This is a genomic window from Pseudomonas sp. ML2-2023-3 (genome assembly GCF_037055275.1).
Classification (GTDB): Bacteria; Pseudomonadota; Gammaproteobacteria; order Pseudomonadales; family Pseudomonadaceae; genus Aquipseudomonas.
Genome location: NZ_CP146343.1, coordinates 4045947 through 4067885 on the forward strand (window position 1 = coordinate 4045947; position 21939 = coordinate 4067885).

Here is a 21939-nt window from a genome sequence, read left to right on the forward strand (position 1 = left end):
ATATTCGCCGAAGAGCCTGGAATACTTATAGAGCCACACGCTTCAGCCTTGTACCCAGAAGGTGCGTTGTAGGGGTTGCAGGCTTTAAATCCCTTGGCTCGCCGTTGGAACCGTCTAAACCAGACAAGTGCTTTAGCCGATATTAGATCCCTAAATATTCTTGAAGCAGATCGCTTTTTTGCCCAACTTCGTGCTGGTGAATCTCAGCGATAATCTTGCCGTGCTCGACGATGTACATGCGATCCGCGAGGGGGGCGGCAAAACGTGAATTCTGTTCGACCAGAAGAATTGTGAAGCCCTTGCTCTTGAGCTGGCGGATGATTTCGGCGAGCCGCTGGACGATGACCGGTGCAAGTCCCTCGGATATCTCGTCAAGTAGTAGAAGGCGCGCACCAGTGCGCAGGACTCGGGCCAGGGCCAGCATTTGCTGTTCACCACCCGACATGCGGGTACCTTGGCTGTGACGACGCTCGTAGAGGTTGGGGAACATCTCATAGATTTCCTCCAGGCACATTCCATTGTTTCCTAAACGCGGCAGCAACAGCAGATTTTCCTCACACGAAAGACTGGCATAGATGCCTCTTTCCTCTGGGCAATAACCCACACCCAGGCGCGCAATCTTATGGGGCGATAGATCGATGGTTTCAGTACCGTCTATTATGATCGAACCCTGGCGCTTCCCCGTGAGCCCCATAATGGCTCGCAAGGTGGTGGTGCGGCCTGCGCCATTGCGACCTAACAAGGTAACGCATTCACCCTGTTTCACAGTGAAGTCAATGCCGTGGAGAACGTGAGACTCACCGTAGAAGGCTTGCAAGTTGGCAACTCGCATGTATTCGGTAGCATTGGTCATATCAATGGCTCCCTGGAGAGCGCAGCTCACTGTCGGCACTCCCCATATAGGCTTCGACCACGAGTGGATTGACTGAAACTTCAGAATAACTGCCCTCGGCGAGCACACTGCCGCGAGCAAGTACCGTGATCGTGTCGCAAATCCCCTCTACAACCTTCATGTTATGCTCGACCATCAGGACAGTGCGGTTGGCGGCGACATTCTTGATCAGCTCCATGACCCAATCGACGTCTTCATGCCCCATGCCTTGGGTGGGTTCATCGAGCAACATCAACTCAGGGTCCAGCGCTAAAGTGGTGGCTATCTCCAGCGCTCGCTTGCGGCCATAAGAAAGTTCCATTGCTGTTAGATCGGCGAATGACTCCAATCCCACTTGGGCGAGCAACTCCATCGCTCTATCGTCAAGAGCGGCAAGTGCAGCGCGCGACTTCCAGAAATGGAAGGAAGTCCCCAGGCTTCGCTGTAGCGGAATATAGATGTTTTCTCGCACGGTAAGGCGAGGAAAGACTGCCGATATCTGGAAAGAGCGAATCATCCCTCTGCGCGCTACTGCAGCCGGGTGCTCACGAGTGATGTCCTGGCCGTTGAAGCGAATAGTCCCTTGGGTAGGATCGAGAAACTTGGTGAGCAAGTTAAAACATGTCGTCTTTCCGGCACCGTTGGGACCGATCAGGGCATGAATTGAGCCACGCTTCACACGCAAGTTGATATTTTCAACAGCGGTAAATCCTTTGAACTCTTTGGTCAAACCAACAGTTTCCAGAATCGCATCATTAGCCATATTATTTTTCAACTCACGTTCTTGCTTTTCTTGTAATGTGAATCTAAGTCGTCGACTAATACTGGTCCAATATTATTTTAAGGAATTATTTATACGTAAAAGGTCTTTATTTTCTCGAGTCCAGCCATTTTCAGTATTGTGACTGGGGAAGGTTAAGCGGCTATAGACATAGCCAACGCTTCTGCCAACGACACCCAGCCGCTATCATTAGAGCCGAGTGTGGGAGAAAGGCACGAGGGAAAGCTTTGCCTTGAGCGATGGAGTTTTGCGCGGACGCCTGCAAGTTTGCCTCGGAGTCTGAATTTCACGAAATAACCTGAGCAGGCCAGGATTGAGGCGATATTCAAACCCCCGCATAGCTATCCACTACCCTTCGGTACTGGCTGGGAGAGGCGCCGATGTGCTGACGGAAAAAACGCGTGAAATGACCCTGCTCGGAGAACCCGAGGTTCTCCGACAACAGACCCAAGGTTCCAGTGCGTTCACGCTCAAGCCAGGCAAAAGCCCGGCGCATGCGCGCATCGTTGAGCAGCAGGGTCGGCGTCATGCCGGTATCTTTTTTGAACAGCGCAAAGAAGTGCGCCCGGGACAGGCCACAAGCCCGCGCGGCATTGTCGATCGGGTTCGGATCATTGAGGTGCTCAAGCAACCAGGCGGTGCCACGGCGTACACGCGCGTCCCGGAACTGACCAGAAGTCGGCGCTCCAAGTAGCGACAAGTGCCTCCAGCTGGAAAAGTCCTCGATCAGTTCAATCAGGAAGTCGAACAGCATGAACTCCATGCGCTCCTTCGGCACGATCCCGCAGCCATGGGCTTCGGCGACCAGGATGTCGGCCAAGGTGCGATTACGGCTCGACAATTCGATGCACGACTGGGCAAAAAAGTCAGGTCGGGCGCTGAGTGCCAGCGACTGCTGAGCAGTGGCCAGCCAAGCGGGCTCGATGTAGAGCGCCAGGATTACGGTGGCACCGGCGCCTGGCTGCGGATCGTAGAAATGCGGCTCCCAGGCGTTGACCAGCACCGCCGTGCGATCGCTGAGCGGGACCCGCCGACCGTTGACGTTGAAATAACTGTCTTCGCCAGACACCTTGACCAGCACATGGCACTCGGAATGAGTGTGGGTAACCAGCGAACGATCCATATTCAGCAAGGCGACCCGGCCAAACCTGCCGTGGAAAACCCGTTGGGCTATGGACATCAGATACCTCCGCTCGTTAAGAGCAATATCGTTATCGGCCACAATGAACAGTGATCGCGGCGTCTGTCTGTTTATGGACTGTGGTGATCTCTCAATGGTTCAGAACAGTTGGCCCACCACTATCGCGCTCGAATGATGGAGCGTCTACCTCGACTTTCGCAGCCCCCACGCTCGTCGGAAAAACCGACTCACAAGGCATGGCGTTCTCTGCCGTGATAAACACGCAGGATATCGGCCACCACTGCCAGAGCGATTTCCGCCGGGGCCTTGCTCCCTAGGTCGAGGCCGATGGGCATGTGCAAACGGGCGATCTGTTCATCCGTCAAACCACCGATGCGCTTGAGTCGTTCGGCGCGCTTGGCCGAGGTTGCCTGAGACCCCATGGCGCCAATGTAAAACGCCGGGGTATGGACCGCTTCCATCAGCGCCAGATCATCGATTCGTGGATCATGAGTCAGCGCCACCACGGCGGTCGCCGCGTGGCAACCTGCGGCGGCAATAAACATTGAAGGCAGCACACGTTGCATCTCCACGCCTTCGAGCTGGACATGCAGCATCTCTTCCCGAGGGTCGCAGGCGATGACTTCGCAGCCGATGGCGCGGGCAAAACTGGCGCAGGCTTCCGCGACCGGCGAGAGCCCTGCCAGAATCAGGCGTAACGCCGGGCCAACACTGATGCGCACTCGCTCATCAATGACTTGCACCCGCTCGCTACCGTGTCCGCTGTCTGGATCCAGGCGCACTGCACCGCTGCTCAACTCGATATGGCGCTGCAGACGGCGCTGACCCAGCAATGCCGCTTGCAGACTCTCCAGATGTACGATCCATTCAACACTGGCAGCGCGGTGCTCGACCAACACGATGAGCACGCCACCACAAGGCAATCGCAAACGATGCCGTTGCTCTACGCTGTCGCCATAACTGACGATCTGTGCCGGTTCACGTAATTCTCCACGCGCCAGGCTTTCAAGAAATTCTTCTTCGACGCAGCCACCGGACAACGAACCGACGTGTTCGCCCGTGCCATTGGTCACCAGCATCGCACCCGGTGCACGCGGCGCCGAACCATAGGTGGAGAGCACTGTGCACAGCCACTGCGCCTGCCCTTCGCGAGCCCATTGCAGTGCCTGTTGGATCACCTGAACATCAAGATGACGCATGATTTCTACACCTCAAGCAAAGCGTGGTGCTGCCTGCAGGGTTACGTTTACGGTAACCTGCGAGCAACCTTGTTTAAACGTTGGTTCAACATGTCGCCACAACCGTTTTTGCACCTTGGGTCGCTGCGCCTGGAATATCGCCACATTCGTGCGGCTGACCCATCGCGACCGACGCTTGTGCTGTTGCACGAAGGCCTCGGCAGCGCCGACCAATGGAAAGACTTCCCCCTGCGTCTGGCCCAGGCCAGCGGTTGCGGTGTGGTCACCTACAGCCGTCAGGGTTATGGGCAATCGAGCCCGGTAACCCTGCCGCGTCCGCTGAACTACCTGAGCAGCGACGGCCCACGTGAACTGCGGCAATTGCTCGATGCCCTGCAACTGCCGCATGTGGTCTTGCTCGGTCATAGTGACGGTGCATCCATCGTCCTCGCCTATGCCGCCGCCAACGATCCACGGGTGTTGGGCAGCATTGCACTGGCGCCTCACGTGATTGTCGAGACCGAGAGCCTCGATGGCATTCGACATACCACCGAGGTTTGGCATCAGGGCGAATTGCGCGAACGCCTGGCACGCCACCATGGGACCAATGTCGACAGCGCTTTTCACGGTTGGAGCGACAGCTGGTTGCACCCGGACTTTTCCCTGGACGATCTTGAAGCGCAGTTGGCTTATATCGAAAAGCCGCTGCTGGTCATTCAGGGTCGTGAAGACCACTACGCCACGCCCGAGCAACTGGTGGTCATCGAACGACAGGTGCCTGGGCCGTGCCGCTGTGTGTTGCTGGATGACTGCCGGCACTTTCCCCAGACCGAAGCGACCGAGCGGACCTTGGAGCTGGTCTGCGAATTCCTGGAGCGCCTCCCCGCCTGAATGTACCGAACGTGACTCAACCATCGACCACCTCATCAAGCGTTGCTACGCGCTCCGGCCGTTCACGCCAGCGACGGACGACACCCAGTTCGATATCGAACATATCCAGCACCCTGCCAACGGTGTGATCGATCATGTCTTCCAGGCTGGTCGGCTTGGCATAGAACGCTGGCACTGGCGGCGCGATCACTGCACCGAGTTCGGCCAACTCGGTCATGCTGCGCAGGTGATTGCGGTGCAGTGGCGTCTCGCGAACCATCAGCACCAGGCGCCGGCGTTCCTTGAGCACCACGTCGGCGGCGCGAGTCAGCAGTGTTGAAGTCACGCCGCTGGCAATCTCCGACAAGCTGCGTATCGAACACGGCGCGATGATCATGCCCATGGTTTTGAACGAGCCACTGGCGATTGCCGCGCCAATGTCCTGATTGACGTAGCTGACGTCCGCAAGGGTCTTGATCCGGGACCAGGACATATCGGTTTCATGGGCCAAAGTAATCAGCGCCGATTTGCTGACCACCAGATGGGTTTCAATCGGCGTGTCGCGCAACAGCTCCAACAGACGCACGCCATAGACGGCGCCTGAGGCACCGGAAATTCCTACGATCAGCCGCTGCGGCCGGCTATTACCGGGAGTGACCATGGTTGCCTTCCTCTATCGGACCTTCTTTGTAGAAATGGATGGTGTCGAGTGCGGTGGTCATGGTTTTGCCGATCATCTCGATGAACAGCATTGCCGCCGGGGTCAATGGTCGACGGGCGTCGTGCACACAGACCATGCGCCGGCTGATTCCTGGCGCGGCCAGCGGATAGGCGCGCAACGCGCCTTCGTGCAATCCGCGATGCAGGATGGTTGCCGGCAGCACGCTGACCCAGTCGCTGCGACGCAAGAAGTCCTCGATGACCGCCAGATCGTCCACCTCCAACTGCGGGGTGACTTCAATGCCCTGGGCAGCAAGGTGCTGGTCAATCACCCTGCGCAACCCGTGACGACGCGAGGGCAGCACCAGTTTGAATCCCGCCAGACTGGCCAACGGCAAGGGCAACGCTCCGTTGAGGCGATTGGCTGCACCGGTGGCGACCAGTAGCTCCTCATCGAAGATGTCGTGGCCGATCAGGTGCTCATGCTGAAAGCTTTGGTTGATGACCGCGAAATCCAGCACGCCGGTCAGGACCTTCGCGATCAATTCCTGGCTGTAGCCCGAGGTGACGCTCAATTCAACCTGTGGCTGATGCTCGACGAAATGCGCCAGCGTGCTCGCCAACGCGTTGTTGGCGGCAGACGCGATCAGCCCGGCGCTGATGCGTCCGCCAATCTGGCCGCTACGGTCGATCAGGGTCTGACGCGCCGCCAGCAGCTGGCCAAGGATCGGCATGAACAAGCGATAAGCCTGATCTCCGGCCTCGGTCGGCGCCATGCCCTTGGAGCTGCGCTCGAACAACGTCTGCCCGAGTTCTTCCTCAAGCCTGGCGATCTGCATCGACAACGCCGGTTGCACGATATTCAAGCGCTGTGCCGCCCGGGTGACGGAGCCCTCCTCGTAGAGGCAGGTAAAGTACTTCAGATGGCGCAGCTCCATAATCACCCTCGCGTTCGCGCTCAACCCAGCGTGCCGACGTTCTGATAAACGTGTTTGAGCTCGCTGAAATCCAGCAGCGCATCGACCCCATGCAGGCGCCCCAGACCACTCTTTCGGTAGCCACCGGTTTCCGCCTCGGCGAACAATTTGTTGTGCTCATTGAGCCACACCGTGCCGTTGCGCAGTGCCCGAGCGACACGCCAGGCGCGAGCGCCCTGCTCGGTCCAGACACTCGCGGACAGACCGAACTCGGTGTGGTTGGCGCGCACTACCGCCTCTGCCTCATCTTCGAAGGACTCCAGTACCAGCAACGGGCCGAAAATTTCTTCCTGACAAAAGAACGCGCTGCTGTCGCGATGGACGATCAGCGACGGCGCGAGAAATGCACCTTTGCTCAGTTCACCCTGCGGGCGGCCACCGGCCAGCAGCACTTCATCACAGCTGTCCAGCGCTTCGCCAATGCGTCGCTCGACGTTGTCCCGCGATTGCCAGTCGATCAGCGGTCCCATGTTCGTCGCTGGATCGAGGCCATTGCCCAGGCGGATCTGCCCAAGTGCGGCGCTCAGGGCGGTTTTCATTTCGGCGAAACGGCTGGCATGCACCAGCACGCGCCGGGCGGCGGTGCATTGCTGGCCAGAGATGATGGTGGCCGCGACTGCCAGTTTCGGCGCGATGGCGGCAATATCAGCGTCTTCAAAGACCAGGCAGCAGGACTTGCCGCCCAGTTCCAGGGAAAGTTTTTTCATGGTCGCGGCGGCGTCGCGCATGATGCGCTGACCGGTAGCAGTCGAGCCGGTGAAGCTGAGCACATCCACCCATGGCGAAGCCACCAAATAGGCTGCCCCGGCATGCCCGCTCTCGGCGAACAGATTGACCGCCCCTGCCGGCAGGCCTGGCAGCGCGAACAACGGTTCAAGCATCGCAGCATTGAACAGCGCGGTGAGCGGCGAGGGTTTGATCACCACCGTACAGCCCGCCGCGATCGCTGGCGCCAGCGCACGAACCAGCAGCACCGCCGGGGCATTCCATGGAATGATCAACCCGGCCACCCCGGCGGGTTCGCGCAGCATGCTGGAGAACTCGCCGGGCGCCACTTCGAGCATGTGCCCCGGGTTGTGCCGGGCCAGGCCGGCGTAATACAGAATCTCGGAAATAGCCCCGCCGATCTCTCCTCGGGACTGCGCCAATGCCTTGCCGTTCTCACGGGTCAACAACTGCGCGAGGGGTTCCTGGCGCGCCTTCAGGCCGGCCGCCCACTCCAGCAACAGCTGCTGACGCAGGCGTGGATTCTGCGCCCATTGCGGGTCGTTGAAGGCTCGGGCGGCAGCGGCCACGGCGGCTTGGGCTTCGGTCTCGCCGCCGTCGGCAAAGCGCCCTATCAGCTCGCCGTTTGCCGGATCGAGACTGTCGGTCCAACGATCCGCAGCGGTCCATTGTCCATCGATGAAGTGTTGGCTTTGCATGAATCCTCCTCGAATCAATGGGTCACGGAGCCGCCGTCGACCACAAGGGTCTGGCCGCTCATGAAATCGCTGTCGGCGCTGGACAGAAACAGCAGCGCGCCGATCAGGTCCTGCGGCACCGCTTCACGCTTAATGCAGCGACTGGCGATGTTGTTGCGCACGATGTCCCCGGCCCAGGCGGCATTGGCCTGGACGTTGGCGCTCATGGTCAGGCCGGGTGCCAGGCAGTTGCAGCGGATGCCGGCGTCGCCGACTTCTCGCGCGATCGAGCGTGTCATGGCAATGACTGCGCCCTTCGACGCGACATACGCCGCCATCATCGGCGCGCCTTTGAACGCCGTTGCCGAGGCAATGTTGACGATCTTGCCGTAGCCCTGACGGCGCATCACCGGCATGACCGCCTTCGCGCACTCGAAGGAACCGCGCACGTTGACCGCCATGATCCGGTCCCATTCCGCCGAGCTGGTCTGCTCGAACAGTTTGAGTTCCAGGGTGGCAAACAACGCCGCGTTGTTGATCAGTACGTGCACACCGCTGAACTGCGCCACGGCTTCCTCGACCATGGCTTGAACCGCGGCACCGTCGGTCACGTCGCAAGCGATTGCCAGGGCCGTACCGCCCTTGTTGCGGATCGCGGCAGCGGTGTCATCAGGCGCCTTCAAATCGCAAAGCACCACCTTCGCGCCCTCGGCCGCCAGGGCCTGGGCATACGTGGCACCGATGCCTTGCGCGGCACCGGTGATGATCGCGACTTTTCCCTTCAATCTGCTCATTGCGTTTTCCTTTACTTGAAGTTGCCTTGGGTTTCCGGAATCACCACGCTGCCGATCAGGTAGATCACCGACAGGCCGGCAGCGAACATCGCCAGCACCATGGGGATTTGAGCCGGGCTGCTGCTGAACAGGGACACAAAGGTCGGCATGGTTCCGCCGAGGGCGAAGCCGATGTTCCAGGACAACCCGGTGCCGCTGGCACGCAGCTCGGTGGCAAAGCGTTCGTTGAGGAAGATCAGGATCGGCGCGATGATCGCCCCGCCCATGAAGGCAATGCCCACGCAATACAGCGCAGTGCGGGCCAGCGAACCCGGCTCGGCGACACCGAGGAACATCATCGGCAAGCTCACCAGATTGAGCACACCCAGCAGCATGAAGGTCTTCTTGCGGCCGATCAGGTCACTCAGGTAGCCGAAGGCCAGTGCTCCGACAATGGTTGCCACCGACCCGTACATGAGCAGCTGCGAAGTCTGCGTATGGGGTACTTTGGCGACCACGTTGAGCAAGGTCGGCAGATAACCGCACGCCAGGTAATACGTAGCCCCGCCGCCGAACGTAATCAGCAGGTTGACCAGCATCACGCCGCGGTACTCGCGACCGAACAGACGCTTGAGTGGCGACACGGCCACCACCGCCGGCCCCTTGGTTTTGCGCGCTTGTTGCAGTTGCTGCCAGACCGGGGTTTCTTCCAGGTAACGGAACATCACCAGACCGAAGAACGTGCTGAGCAAGCCGCAGAAGAACATGAAGCGCCAGCCCCAGACGTCAAATTCCTCCCCGGGAAAGATCTCCGACAACACCAGATAAGTGAATGACGCCAACAGCGCGCCCATGCCGGCACCGGCGCCACCGATCAACCCGGACATCAAGCCGCGATAGCGCGGCGAGATGGATTCGGTGCCGATGGTGTGAGTGGAAGCGACGATGCCGCCAACGAAAACGCCCTGAATGATCCGCAAGATCAAAAACAGTATCGGGGCCAACACCCCGACCTGGTGAATGGTCGGCAAGGCGCCAAACAGTGCCGTGGAAATACCGACGCCGACCATCGACACCATCAACGCACGCTTGCGGCCGTGTTTGTCGGCATACGCGCCGAAGATCGCCGAGCCCAGCGGACGTACCAGCAAGGCCACGGCGAACGAGGCATACACCGCGGCCAGCGACAGTGTCGGGGTGTCCGAGGGGAAGAACATACGGCCGATGATCGGCGCCACGTAGAGCAGAATGAACAGGTCAAACAAATCCAGCGCCCAGCCGAATGTCGAGGCAAATGCCGCAAGCAAGGCCTTGCCCGGTGGAATCTGCGGTGTATCGGTAGCGGCGCTGGTTGGCGGCGCAGTTGTTGTTGTCGTGGTCATGATTGCCTCACACAAGACGTGTCTTGAGCTGGTTGGAACTATCGGGAACAGGCCGCTGAACACCAGCGACCTCCGGGTTCAATCGTGCTTCTGGAGCACGCACTGCCAGTCCTGCGGCGCCGCGTGCGCCACCTTGTCGAGCTCGACTTCCTGTTGGCCCGGCACCTGGATTCGCTTGAAGCGCATGGTCGGTGCCGACAGCGGCACCGTGGCGTCGTAGCCCATCTTCGAGCCGACACCGTCGCGGGTGGACGGATCGAGTTTCGAGCCCTGGGATTCATGGATCAGCACCAGGTCGCGGTCGGCCTGGAAACGGGTGGCAATAGCCCACTCGACTTCGATGGGGTCATGAATGTCCACATCCATATCCACCACGGTGACGTGCTTGATGTCGTAGTGACCGCCCAGCGCGCCGAGGATGACGTTCTTGCCCTCGCCTTCGGAGCGTTTGTCGATCTGCACATAAAGGTGATAACGACACACTCCGCCCTTGCTCAGGTGCACGTCACGCACGCACGGAAAGCTGCGGCGCAAGTGCGCAAGCATGGTCGCTTCGCGCGGGATGCCGCCGAGCAGCAAGTGTTCCAGGCCGCCGCCGACGATGGTGTGAAAGATCGGGTCGTGACGATGGGTTACGGCGTCGACTTCGATCACATGGCGTTCGGCGCGCTCGCCGTAGTACTGCGGAAACTCGCCGAACGGGCCCTCCATCTCCCGCGCCTTGGCCAGCAGCCGGCCCTCGATGACGATCTCGGCGTCGGCAGGTACGCGAATCTGGTTGGTGACACAGCGCGTCACCGCCAGCGGACGGCCATGCAGCGCACCGGCAATTTCCAGTTCGTCGTGATCGATCGGCACGATGGCCTGGGACGCCAGCAAGGTCAGCGGATCAGCGCCAATGACCACCGCCACGTCCAGATCCTCTCCCAGCGCCTCGACTTCCTGAAAGAAGGCCAGCGCATGGCGTGGCAGCAGCAGTGCGCCCAGGCGATTTGGGCTGCTCACTTGCAAGCGGTGAATCGAAACGTTCTGTACCCCGGTGCGCGGGTTTCGGGTAATCAGCAGGCCAGCGGTGATGTAAGGGCCGCTGTCGTGCTCGTTGTGGGTGGGAATGGGCAGCAGTTTGTTCAGGTCGATCTCGCGATGCACCACTTGCTGACAAGCTGCATCGCCGACTTCGCGCCACGGCAGCGGATTGAGGCTGGCGGCTTCGAAACGCGCCAACACTTCAGCGGACTCCACGCCCATGGCTTCGGCCATCCACTGCCGGTCGGACAGCAGGCCGGACACCACCGCGATCGAATGGCCGCCCGGCTGGGGGAACAGTGAAGCGCTCTTGCCGTCCAGACGATTGGCAATCGCTGCAACGCCGAAACGCAGGTCCACGCCGGGACGTATCATTGTCAAACGCTGCCGGCGCTGCAAATGGTCGAGCCAGCCACGCAGGCTGGCGCCTGCTGGCAGGTCCCCGGCCCTGTCGGCTTCGGGGGTGGAAAGAGTCACAGGCTGCATGGCCTTACCTCGTCATTATTGTTTTGGTGGCATGCCCGGTCACCCGGCGGCATGCCCGTTTAAATCGTTGGGGTTCAGCGTCCGGTAGCGCTCGCACTGATGGGTTTGGCGCTGTCGGTGTGTTCAGGTTTGCCACCGCGCAGTATATGGCTCAGGGTCATGATCACGAGTGGCGTGGCCAGCGCGATGTAGGCGTTGTCGATGCCGTAGGGATTGCCCATCAGGAACCAGCCGATGGTGATGATCAGTGACGCGATGATGCTGATGAACGCACCCTGCCGCGTGCCGAATGTCGGCGCGTAAAACACCATCAGCACCAGCACCGCGAGTGAGGCGCGCAAGGCTTTGGCGAGGAAGGTCACCACCAGCACGTCGGAGGCGTACAGCGCCAGCGTGATGGGCAGCAGGCCGGCGACGATGGTCGCGGTCCGGGCAAAATTGAGGTTCTTGCGATCATCACCTTGTGGGTTGAAGAACGGCTGATAGAAGTCCTTGAGCAACAACGTGGCGATGCCCATGGTTAGCGCGGCCATGGTGCCGAACAGCGCCCCGGTCAGTCCTGCGACGACGATCCCGGCCATCCATTCGTGCATGTGCCCGAGGATTTGCGGAAAGGCCTGCAACGAAGGAATCTGCGGAAACAGCACCGCGCTGCACATCCCCACCATCGCAGCGATCAAGCCGTAGGGAATCAACATCAACGCGCAGTAGAAACTCGCGTGCTGGGCCTTGCGCCCGTCGCTGACGGTATTCACCGCCTGGACCACGTACTGGGTGGCGAACGTCGCGCCGATACCGGCCACCAGCCAGGCGAAAATCTTCGGCCAACCGACGTTGCCGACTTCGAACATCGGCGCTGGCAGTCGCGCCACCAACTCGCCCATGCCGCCAACCTTGCTCAAGGCAAAACCCAAGGCGAGGATGATCCCGGCGTACATCATTAGCGCGTGCAAGACGTTGGTATAGATCACCGAGCGCATGCCACCGATGCCGACGTACAGCACCGAAACAATACCAACGATGATGATCGCGGACGTCCGCTCGATGCCCAGCAAGGTCGCGAGCACTGCCCCGCCGCTGGCATAGATTGAGACCGCAACGATCGACAGCGCGCAGATCATGATCACTGACGTGGCGAAGCGTACCGGCTCGCCGTAAGTGCGGGCCAGCGCCCCGGAAATGGTGTTCTCGCCGAGGTCCTTGTACTTCTTCGCCAACAGCATGGAGAAGATCACAAAACCGACGCCCAGGGCGGCGATGTTCCAGGCAGCGGAAATGCCATAGGTGTAACCCGCCTGAGCCGTACCAATGCTCGCGGTAGTGCCAATGAACTCGGACATCATCAGAAAACCGATCAGCACCGCCGGGAAGTCCTTGCCTCCGGTGGTGAAGTTTTTCGCGCTTTGTGTAGAGCGTCGAACCCAAAAACTGATCAACGCCAAGACCACCATGTAGGCGGCCACGATGGTTAATACCAGCCAGCTAGAAGCCATAAGTGGAACTCCGATTTTTATATTTATTGGACGGATTTCGATGCAGCCGATCTCAGCCTAAGAGCCCCGCAGCGGGTTTTCTATTAACGAATATTGATGCGCCCTATCAGTTTCAGTGAAGGGGCGGCAGGCCCCGCTCCGTAGGGGCGCACGCCGTTTCCGACATGCTCCCGGGCCTGCTCGCTGGTACGCATTTACTCGCCGGTGAACACTGCCGGACGCTTGCTGTGAAACGCTTCGACGCCTTCCTTGAAGTCCTTGGAGCTGCGCAGTCGGCTGTAGCAGTGACCTTCCATTTCGATCGCGACGGTCAGCGGTGCATCTTCGTTGTCGTTGATCAGTTTTTTCGCCGTGCGCTGAGCCAGCGGCGAGAAGCGCCGCAGCTCATCTGCCAGCGCATCGACGGTGCTTTCGAGTTCGGCATCCGGCACGACCTCGGTTGCGATACCCCAGGCATAGGCCTGGTCGCCCGTGATGCGTTTGGCACGCATCACCATGTGCTTGGTGCGGGTGATGCCGATGATTTTCTGCAGACGTGCAGAGCCACCCGAGCCGGGGATCTGACCCAGGTTCTGCTCAGGCAAGGCGTAGCGCGTGGTTTGCGAAGCAACGCGGAAATCGCAGGCCAGGGACAGTTCGAAACCGACGCCGAAGGTGTAACCACGGTTGGCAACGATCACCGGTTTTTCGCAACGCGCCGGTGCCGCAACGTTCCAGGCCAGCTTCGAAACGTGCTCCGGCGAAGCTTCGAGGAAGCCCTTGATGTCGCCGCCGCTGGAGAAGTGTTCACCCACCGAGCGCAGCACGATGACGCGCACGTCTTTGTGTGCATCGAGGGCTTCGAAGACCAGGCGCAGTTGATCGCGCTGGCCCATGGAAATGACGTTCAACGGCGCCCGGTTGAGGATGATGTCGGCGCGCTCGCGGGACACATCGACTTCAACCTGGAAGCCATCGAACTGAGTGTCGAGAAATTGCTGGATTGCTTGTTGTTGCATGGGAGTGTCCTCTGGATGATTAGCTGATGGCCTTCAAGGCCTGTTCCTGAAATTGGGCCAGCAGCACGCGTCGCAGCACCTTGCCAACTGGAGATTTGGGAATCTGATCGATGAACTGGTAACGCCGTGGCCGCTTGAATTTGGCCAGACCCGAAGCGATGCAATGGGCATCGAGGTCGCATTCCGAGACCTCGGCGCGCAGCTTGATAAACGCAGCAATGATCTTGCCCCACTGCTCGTCCGGCAGGCCGACCACCACCACTTCTTCTACTGCTGGGTGCAGGGAGAGCATGTTTTCGATTTCCGCCGGGCTGACGTTTTCGCCGCCGGTGATGATCAAGTCATCGACACGCCCCGTGACGAACAGATCGCCCTCCAGATCGAAGTAGCCGATGTCACCGGTGAAATACCATCCGTCACGCAACGCCCTGGCGGTCGCTTCGGGGCGGTTCAGGTAGCCTTCGAACGCCTCGTCACTCGCCAGGTCGGCGATGATCTGGCCCTCCTCCAATGGGTTGGCCTGCACGTCCACCGTTTCAGCATCGATCGGCACCACGCGCACTCGCTGGTTCATTGCACTGCGCCCTGACGAGCCGGGTTTACGGCTGGCCTGCTGGTCGATGGTGAAGGTGTAGATCTCCGAACTGCCATAATGATTGACGAACAATTGCGGCTGGAACGCCTGCTCGACGCGACGCATCAAGCCATCGCTCATCGGTGCGCCGGCAAAGCCAATTTTCTCCACACTGGCTACTCGCTCGCGGGCAAAGGCCGGGTGTTCGATGAGCATGTGGTAGAGCGTCGGCACCAGGTATAGGTTGGTGACCTTTTCCCGTTCGATGGCCTGCAGCGTGGCTTCCACGTCGAACTTCGGCACACAGACGAAATGCCCGTCGATCAGCGCCATGGACAGCAACGAGCGCACGCCCATGGTGTGGTAAAGCGGCATGACACCCAGCGTGCATTCACTCTGGCGGTAGAGGTTTTGCGCTACGTGGGCAACCGCCGCGGCGCGTTCGGAACGGTGCCGACGGGGCACCCCCTTGGGCTTGCTGGTGGTGCCGGAGGTGTACAGCAGCAGTGAAAAGTCTTCGGCGTCGGCCTGCAAAATGATTCCGGACGGGGTCTGCGAACACAGTTCCTCGAAACTCAGGTCGGTGTCGGCGGCACGGATACCGGCGGCGATCCGTGGCAGCCTTGTGGCGGCGCTGCAACCGGCCACCGCGGCCACCGTCGAGTCGTCGTAAGCCAGTGCACGGATTTGTGCATCTTCGATGCAGTAGCCCAGCTCATCGGCAGTCGAGCGCCAGTTCAACGGGGTCATGACGATGCCCGCAAACTGACAGGCCCAATGCAGAGTCGCCATCTGCCAGCGGTTCTGCATCGCTACCAGCAGTCGGTCACCCCGCTGCAGCCCGAGGCGTTGCAAGCCCCGAGCTGCGCTCTGGATATCGACGAACCAGTCTTCATAGGTTTTCTTCAACGCACCGTCACTGACCGCCACGGCGTGTGGTCGGCGTTCAACGGCAGCGAGGAAGCTGCGTCCGAGATCGAACATTATTGTTATTCCCCTTTGTTCGTTTGGCGCTGGGCAGCTACTTCGAGCACGGCCTGGACGATGCCGGTGTAGCCCGTGCAGCGACATAAATGCCCCGAAAGCATGTCGCGTACCTGGGTCTCGTCCGGGTTGGGTACCCGTTCGAGGAAATCCACGCAGGACATGAGAATGCCCGCAGTGCAAAAGCCGCACTGCAAGGCGTGATGACGGCGAAAGGCTTGTTGCAGGTCGCTCAGTGTGTCGTCGTCGGCCAGGGACTCGACGGTCTCGATACGCCGCTCGTGCCCCTGTACCGCGAGCATCAGGCAGGAACGCATGGCGACCCCGTCCACCAGCACCGTGCAGGCACCGCAGACTCCGTGTTCGCATCCGACATGGACACCGGTGGCACCGAGGTCGTGGCGCAGGAAGTCGCAGAGTTGGGTCCGCGGTTCGGCCAGCGCTTCGCGGGTGCGGCCATTGAGTTCCAGGCGAATCGCAAAGGTTTGTTCGGCAGTTACACGCATGTTCAGACTCCTTCGATCAGCTGATGACCCAGCTCGCGAATTAGTTGGCGGCGATAGGCAGCGCTGGCGTGCACGTCGTCTTGTGCATCGAGCGACCAGGCGGTTTGATTGAGCGCGTCTGGTAACGCCGCACCACGAGGCAGGCTGCGACGTTGCGGACGGTCGGCGACCCCGCCGATGCCGAGTTCGACCTGGTCCGTGCCGATGGCTGCGGCCAGGGATACAATTGCAAAGTCGCCGTGACGCATGGCGATTTCGCGGAAGCGATAGGTGATGCCTTCGCGCTTGAGCGGAAAACGCACCTCGACGACCAGTTCATCCGCACGCTTTTCAGTGGTGAGAATGCCTTGAAAGAAGTCCGCAGCCTTGACGATGCGCTTGCCTTTTTTCGACTCGAGAACGATCTCGCCGCCCAGCGTCACCAGGCACAGCGGCAACTCGGCGCTGGGGTCGGCGTGAGCCACCGAACCGCAGACTGTGCCGCGATTACGCGTCTGGAAGTGGCCGATCCAGGGCATCGCCAGTGCCAATAAAGGCACCTCGTCCATCAGGGTCGAACGCGCCAGCAACTGCGCCTGTCGCACCCCGGCACCTACAGCCAGGCAATCCTTGCGCAGTTCGATATAGGCCAGGTCAGCCACATGATTGATATCGATCAGCAACTTGGGTTGAGCCAGGCGCATGTTCAGCACCGCCATCAGCGATTGGCCACCGGCGATGATGCGAGCCTCTTGGCCGTACTCGGCGAGCAACTCAACCACCTGACGACGGGTGTCAGCCCGAACGTAATCGAAAGCAGCCGGTTTCATTGCGCACCTCCCTTGCCAAACAGCGCGCCAAGCGAGGCCCGCAGTCGCGCCCACCAGCCGGTGGAGATGGCTTGGCCGCTGACCCGTTGCGACAGGCGAGTAAAAATTTGTCCGATGATCACTTTCGAGGCCCCTTGCAACATTCGGCCGCCGACCGCGGCGACTTTGCCGCTGACCGCCACCTGGTATTGGTATTCCAGGCGTGTGTGGCCATTTTCCAGTTCGACGAAACGCACCTTGGCCTGGCCTTGGGCCGAGCCCATCGAGCTGCTGCCGGAACCGGACAGACGCAATGAATGCGGAGGGTCGAGATCACTCAGGGCAACCTTGGCCTCGAAGCGCGCACGGATCATGCCGACGCCGACGGTGACGTCTGCGCGGTAACGGTTTTCGCCTTCAAGCACGAGGTCGTGACAACCGGGAATGATCGCCGCCAGCGTCTGTGGGTCGAGCAAGGTATCGAAGACCTGCTGCGGCGGAGCAGGAATCACCACCGAGTCGTTGGCCCGCAATGCCGGTCCACCGGCAGGTGCTGCGTCCAGGTTTTCATCGGGCTCCATACCGGCGGGCCGTGGTGGTTCGTCGATCCCGATGAGCGTGCGTACTTTCGATGGCGTTAGTGGCAGACGAATGTCCGAGCGACCGAGGGCGTCGGCCACCGCGTTGGCGATGCACACCGGCGTGCTCATATTGTTGCCCTCGCCCACACCTTTGGCGCCCAGTGGGGTGAATGGCGATGGCGTTTCCATGTGCAGGATCACCGGTTCGATCACTTCCGGCGCGGTCGGCACCAGATAATCGGCGAAGGTCCCGGAGAGGAAGCTGCCGTCCTCGCCATAGGCGAACTCTTCCATCAGCGCCGCGCCGAGGCCTTGGGTGAAGCCACCACGAATCTGGCCATCGACCAGTGCCGGGTTGAGCAGGCGGCCAGCGTCATGGCAGGTGACGTAGCGATCGATGTGGATCTCGCCGGTCATGCGGTCGATTTCCAGACCACAGATGTCGAAGACAAAGCCGTAGCACAGCGAGCTATTGACCTGATCCTGGTCGTCCGGTGCCACCAATTGCGGCGGGCTCCAGAAGGCGGTTTCGCGCAGACCGCCGCTTTCACCTTCCGGCAGCAGGCCCGGCGACCAGTGGGTCGCACCGGCAATCCGATGGAATGGCGCCACCGCCCCGCCATTGACCACAAAAATCTTGCCGCCCGCGAAACGAATATCCTCGGGACTGGCCTGCAATTGCTCGGCGGCAATCGCGGCGAGGCGATCACGGATCTTCAGCGCTGCCTTGTAGACGGCACCAGCCACAGCACCGGCGAAGCGGCTGGAATAGTTGCCCGAGGCAATCGACCAAGCGTCCTTCTGGGTATCCAGTTCGACGTTGACCACGATGGACTCCAGCGCAACCCCGAGCACTTCGGCGACGACCTGAGCGACCGTGGTTTGATGGCCCTGCCCTTGCGGTGCCGAGGACACGTGCACACTGACGTCACCCAATGGGCCGACGTTGATGGTTGCGGTTGCGACAGCGCCGTTTTTCGGACCGGCCTTGCGTCGCTCTTCGGGTGTCATCGCGGTGGTGATGTAACCCATGTTGGAAATCGACGGTTCGATGACGGCGGCATAACCGATGCCATAGATTCGGCCTTCGGCACGCGCCTGATCACGACGCTTGAGCAACTCGTCGAGACCGCCATCAGCCGCCGCCAAGGCAATGCCAGCTTGGTAGTTGCCGGAATCGAGCAACGCACCGGCGGCCGCGCGATATGGGAAGGCATCGGCCGGCACCAGGTTGCGGCGGATCACGTCCAACGGATCAAGCTTCAACTGCACGGCGATATGTTGCAGCAGCCGCTCCAGGGCGAAATATACCTGCGGGCCACCGAAACCACGGTTCAGGCCGGAAGGGGTTTTGTTGGTCAGCACCACGCGGTTGCGCACTTGCAGATTGCGGATCGCATAGGCACCCGTCAGGTTGCCGTGCATGCGGTAGAAAGTCGCCGGTTCAGGCGCTCTAAGGTAGGCACCACAATCGTCGATCTGGTCATAACGCAAAGCGGTGATGCGCCCGTCTGCTTCTACCGCCGCTTCAATTTCGGTCACCCGATTGGTCGCCGAAGAAGCCCCCTGAAGATGTTCCAGACGGTCCTCGACCCACTTCACCGGTGCGCCGACCTTGCGTGACGCCAGCCCCATCATCACCACGTAAGGGAAAACCCCTTGCTTGATGCCAAAGCTGCCACCGGAATCTTTCGGTGTGCGCAAACGCAAGCGGTTGCCAGGCACATTCAGAGCCCGGGCCATGACCGTGTGTAATGCATAGGGGCCCTGGAAATTGGCCAGCACGTCATAAATGCCGGTGGCGCGCTCGTACTGAGCCAACACCACATAGCATTCAATGGGTGTGCAGGAACTGCGCGGAAACTTCACTTTGAGCGAGACCTTGTGCGGCGCCTGCTCGAAGGCCTGCTCCGGCTCGCCATAACGAAAGCGTCGTTCGTTGACCACGTTGCTGCCGACGGCTTCGTGCAGGATAGGCGCCTGTTCGGCGGTGGCCCGTTCTGGATCGATGATCGGGGGCAGCGGCTCGTATTCAACGCGCACACCTTCGATGGCGTCTTCGGCCAGATAGCGGCTCTCGGCGATCACCACGGCCACCGGCTCTCCGACGTAGCGCACTTTGTCGACGGCGACGCACCAGTGCTCCATCGGCTGACGTACACCCACCGGAAATGGCAGCGCCCAGCGTTTGACGTCTTCGCCGACCAGCACGCCGTGCACGCCTTTCATCAGCAGCGCACTGGAAAAGTCCACCGAGGTGATCCGCGCATGAGCGTGGGGTGAACGGATGATCGCCGCATGGAGCGTCCCCGGCGGGATCGCAGCGTCATCGGCATAGCAGCCGAGACCGCGCAACAATGCGGCGTCCTCGACACGGGCCTGACGGGCGCCGATGTGGCCGGTCTGATTTTCGGTAGCAGGTTGGAAACTAGTCATTTTTTCGCGGCTCTTGTTGTTATGCAGCGCGATAGCGTTAGAGCCGAGTGTGTGAGAAAGGCGCAGGGAGCGCCTTGCCTGGGGAGAGGGAGTTCTGCGTTGGAGTCTGACAATTTGCCTTAGCGTCTGATTTACAGGACTGGGACCCGACAGAATGGCCGCTCAGGGAAGGGACGCGGGATGGCTCAGGAACGCTTCGATTTCTGCGTAGGGCATTGGTTTGGCAAAGTAATACCCCTGAAAAATATCGCAGCGACTGGGTCAATTCCGCATGAGCAGCAACATCGAGTCAGCAACAACAATTGTTTTCATAAGGTACTTTCTGGAGGGGATTCAGTTGTTGCAGTGAACGACTGGAGCAATCTCATGCTGAACATTTGTTCATTAGCAATATTTTAGTTTTTTTCACAGCGCTGATCACTTCTCCCCTCCGGGCAGACATAACCCATCCGCTCCATCAGAGGAGCTTCAAAGACCCGATTTTTTGGGGCGCGGTTGAGTAGCTGGCTTGCGTGCGGCGTTGCGAGGCCGTGATTAGGCCGTCCAGTTGGGCCAATACTAAAAAACTCGAATGGAATCATTATCATTTTTTGCTGTCCACTATCGACCAAAAAAGTCAACATAACGACCACGATTGGCTTTTGGCATTCAGAGCGGCAGTTCCTGTGCGGAGCATTGAAGCATTGGTAGCTGGAGCGACCTCACCGAGCGAGGAATCCAGAAGATCAGCGGCTGCCATCAGCTTGCTGGGATAGAGATGCCTCGCGGGAGGCCTTCTCCATGGGAAATGGAGGTCCGACCTATATGTCTGTGCAAATTTTCAATCCGCAAACTAAAATCTTTTATAGACCCATAGATGCAGCATTACGTTGGTGTAACCTCATTCGCCACGAAGCAGAAATAATACGAGCTGATGAGGTCTGCCCAGAGAGGCTTGGAAAAATTTTCCCGCAATGGCCGTGCTTGCGGGCAACTACTGAAGCAATTTACGACGCAATACGTAATGGTGAACTGCCTTATGGTTGTCTCGGCATTTCGGTTCCCATGGGGACTTACGTAGAACCTTTTCAGTTGACGATACGCCACTCCGATTTTCGCCACTGGATGCAGCTTTATTACCCGGATCAAAAACCTGCATTTTTGTTTGAATCCAGCAGCGACGGGCATGAAAAAATAACACTAGGAACTTTTCTTGCGTTACAAGCAGAGCGTGATGCGCTTATACGAGAGCTGGACGCTCTGCAACGTCATCATCAAGAGATTTTACAAGATCTTCAATTGATAGGGCTCGAACGGGATGACCTCAAAGCAATCGTCAAAAATCATGGAGAACTCAGCGAACGAAGTGAACAGACGTATCAGAATATAATCGGAGTTTTGCTCAACTTGTTCCTGGATCAGTCACCTGCGGGCAGGCCGTTGTCTGTGTTCAAGAACCAAGCGGCAATCGTCGATGCACTCGTTGCACGTTACAGAGAAATTCCCGGCCTAAGTAAACGCACGTTGGATGCAAAATTTGCTGCTGCAAATCGCAGCCTTAAAAAGATTAAGTAGGACGAAGCATTGCACTGCAATCCTGTCCGTTGCAGTGCAATGACTACCTCTGTTTTCTGCTATTCAATTCAGGTCACTTCCCACCAAGCGCCAAACGACGCCAGGAGTGACCATCATGTCCAGCCAATCCTCACCCATCGCTGAAGCACCTCAACCGCAGGTAGAACGTCACATCATGCGACGTGACGAGGTGGAGCGAAAAACTGGCTTTAAACGCGCGCACATCTACAACCTGATGAAGGAAGGTAAATTCCCTCAAGCCAAACGCATTGGATTGCGGGCAGTCGGCTGGGACTCGCTGGAAATCGAGCAGTGGGTCGTTGAACGCTTAGGCCAACAGGCCTGATGCCATGCGTGTGGTATCGGTGGTTTCCACCAAAGGCGGGGTGGGCAAAACCACAGTAGCCGCCAATCTCGGCGGCCTACTGGCTGACGCAGGCCTACGCGTCCTGCTACTGGATCTGGATAGCCAACCCA

The 21939-nt window shown here is 59.6% G+C and carries 19 protein-coding genes and 1 pseudogene; 4 read left to right on the forward strand and 16 right to left on the reverse strand.

Going from position 1 to position 21939, the window contains the following annotated elements:
* Nucleotides 1–142: 142 nt before the first annotated feature.
* The 4 genes from V6P94_RS18545 to V6P94_RS18560 form a co-directional block, all read right to left on the reverse strand.
* Nucleotides 143–853, reverse strand: a complete 711-nt coding sequence (locus V6P94_RS18545) for an ABC transporter ATP-binding protein (RefSeq protein WP_083348737.1) — start codon at nt 851–853, stop codon at nt 143–145.
* 1 nt (nt 854) lies between these two features.
* Nucleotides 855–1634: an ABC transporter ATP-binding protein gene (locus V6P94_RS18550; RefSeq protein ID WP_338649458.1), complete on the reverse strand. Its 780-nt coding sequence runs from the start codon at nt 1632–1634 to the stop codon at nt 855–857.
* Nucleotides 1635–1977: 343 nt separating this feature from the next.
* The gene (locus tag V6P94_RS18555) at nt 1978–2832 is read right to left on the reverse strand and encodes an AraC family transcriptional regulator (protein WP_338648145.1); all 855 of its coding nucleotides are present in this window, start codon (nt 2830–2832) and stop codon (nt 1978–1980) included.
* A gap of 188 nt (nt 2833–3020) precedes the next feature.
* On the reverse strand, nt 3021–3992 hold the full coding sequence (locus V6P94_RS18560; protein WP_338648147.1) for an XdhC family protein: 972 nt from the start codon (nt 3990–3992) through the stop codon (nt 3021–3023).
* A 90-nt stretch (nt 3993–4082) separates the two neighbouring features.
* On the opposite strand from V6P94_RS18560, the gene V6P94_RS18565 reads away from it, so the two are divergent.
* The gene (locus V6P94_RS18565; RefSeq protein WP_338648149.1) at nt 4083–4862 is read left to right on the forward strand and encodes an alpha/beta hydrolase; all 780 of its coding nucleotides are present in this window, start codon (nt 4083–4085) and stop codon (nt 4860–4862) included.
* Nucleotides 4863–4878: 16 nt separating this feature from the next.
* Here the strand turns inward: V6P94_RS18565 and V6P94_RS18570 are convergent, their stop codons facing one another.
* From V6P94_RS18570 to V6P94_RS18625, 12 genes are all read right to left on the reverse strand, one after another.
* Nucleotides 4879–5502: a UbiX family flavin prenyltransferase gene (locus V6P94_RS18570; protein ID WP_338648151.1), complete on the reverse strand. Its 624-nt coding sequence runs from the start codon at nt 5500–5502 to the stop codon at nt 4879–4881.
* Nucleotides 5486–6439: a LysR family transcriptional regulator gene (locus V6P94_RS18575; RefSeq protein WP_338648153.1), complete on the reverse strand. Its 954-nt coding sequence runs from the start codon at nt 6437–6439 to the stop codon at nt 5486–5488. The genes V6P94_RS18570 and V6P94_RS18575 overlap by 17 nt, the downstream gene beginning before the upstream one ends.
* Before the next feature lie 20 nt (nt 6440–6459).
* Entirely contained in the window at nt 6460–7902 is a 1443-nt protein-coding gene (locus V6P94_RS18580; RefSeq protein ID WP_338648155.1) for an aldehyde dehydrogenase family protein, read from the reverse strand.
* Nucleotides 7903–7916: 14 nt separating this feature from the next.
* Entirely contained in the window at nt 7917–8675 is a 759-nt protein-coding gene (locus V6P94_RS18585; RefSeq protein ID WP_338648157.1) for an SDR family oxidoreductase, read from the reverse strand.
* 11 nt (nt 8676–8686) lie between these two features.
* Nucleotides 8687–10039, reverse strand: coding sequence for an MFS transporter (locus V6P94_RS18590; RefSeq protein ID WP_103406151.1), 1353 nt, complete (start codon nt 10037–10039; stop codon nt 8687–8689).
* A gap of 75 nt (nt 10040–10114) precedes the next feature.
* Nucleotides 10115–11548 (reverse strand): UbiD family decarboxylase, encoded by a 1434-nt coding sequence (locus tag V6P94_RS18595; RefSeq protein ID WP_338648162.1) that lies wholly within the window; start codon nt 11546–11548, stop codon nt 10115–10117.
* A gap of 74 nt (nt 11549–11622) precedes the next feature.
* On the reverse strand, nt 11623–13041 hold the full coding sequence (locus V6P94_RS18600) for a sodium:solute symporter family protein (protein WP_338648163.1): 1419 nt from the start codon (nt 13039–13041) through the stop codon (nt 11623–11625).
* Nucleotides 13042–13235: 194 nt separating this feature from the next.
* Complete coding sequence (locus V6P94_RS18605) at nt 13236–14039, reverse strand: enoyl-CoA hydratase/isomerase family protein (protein ID WP_338648166.1); 804 nt, start codon at nt 14037–14039, stop codon at nt 13236–13238.
* Nucleotides 14040–14058: 19 nt separating this feature from the next.
* A complete protein-coding gene (locus V6P94_RS18610) occupies nt 14059–15597 on the reverse strand; it encodes an AMP-binding protein (RefSeq protein WP_338648169.1) in 1539 nt (512 codons plus the stop codon).
* Between the two features lie 5 nt (nt 15598–15602).
* The gene (locus V6P94_RS18615; protein WP_201147774.1) at nt 15603–16103 is read right to left on the reverse strand and encodes a (2Fe-2S)-binding protein; all 501 of its coding nucleotides are present in this window, start codon (nt 16101–16103) and stop codon (nt 15603–15605) included.
* A gap of 2 nt (nt 16104–16105) precedes the next feature.
* The gene (locus tag V6P94_RS18620; RefSeq protein WP_201147773.1) at nt 16106–16912 is read right to left on the reverse strand and encodes a xanthine dehydrogenase family protein subunit M; all 807 of its coding nucleotides are present in this window, start codon (nt 16910–16912) and stop codon (nt 16106–16108) included.
* On the reverse strand, nt 16909–19908 hold the full coding sequence (locus tag V6P94_RS18625) for a molybdopterin cofactor-binding domain-containing protein (protein WP_338648176.1): 3000 nt from the start codon (nt 19906–19908) through the stop codon (nt 16909–16911). Before V6P94_RS18625 ends, V6P94_RS18620 begins: the two co-directional genes overlap by 4 nt.
* 804 nt (nt 19909–20712) lie before the next feature.
* Here V6P94_RS18625 and V6P94_RS18630 point away from each other — a divergent pair.
* The 3 genes and pseudogenes from V6P94_RS18630 to V6P94_RS18640 form a co-directional block, all read left to right on the forward strand.
* The gene (locus V6P94_RS18630; protein WP_034113335.1) at nt 20713–21462 is read left to right on the forward strand and encodes a hypothetical protein; all 750 of its coding nucleotides are present in this window, start codon (nt 20713–20715) and stop codon (nt 21460–21462) included.
* 115 nt (nt 21463–21577) lie between these two features.
* A complete protein-coding gene (locus tag V6P94_RS18635; RefSeq protein ID WP_034113338.1) occupies nt 21578–21808 on the forward strand; it encodes an AlpA family transcriptional regulator in 231 nt (76 codons plus the stop codon).
* A 4-nt stretch (nt 21809–21812) separates the two neighbouring features.
* A pseudogene (locus V6P94_RS18640) lies at nt 21813–21917 on the forward strand (ParA family protein); the annotation flags it as partial.
* Between the last annotated feature and the right edge of the window lie 22 nt (nt 21918–21939).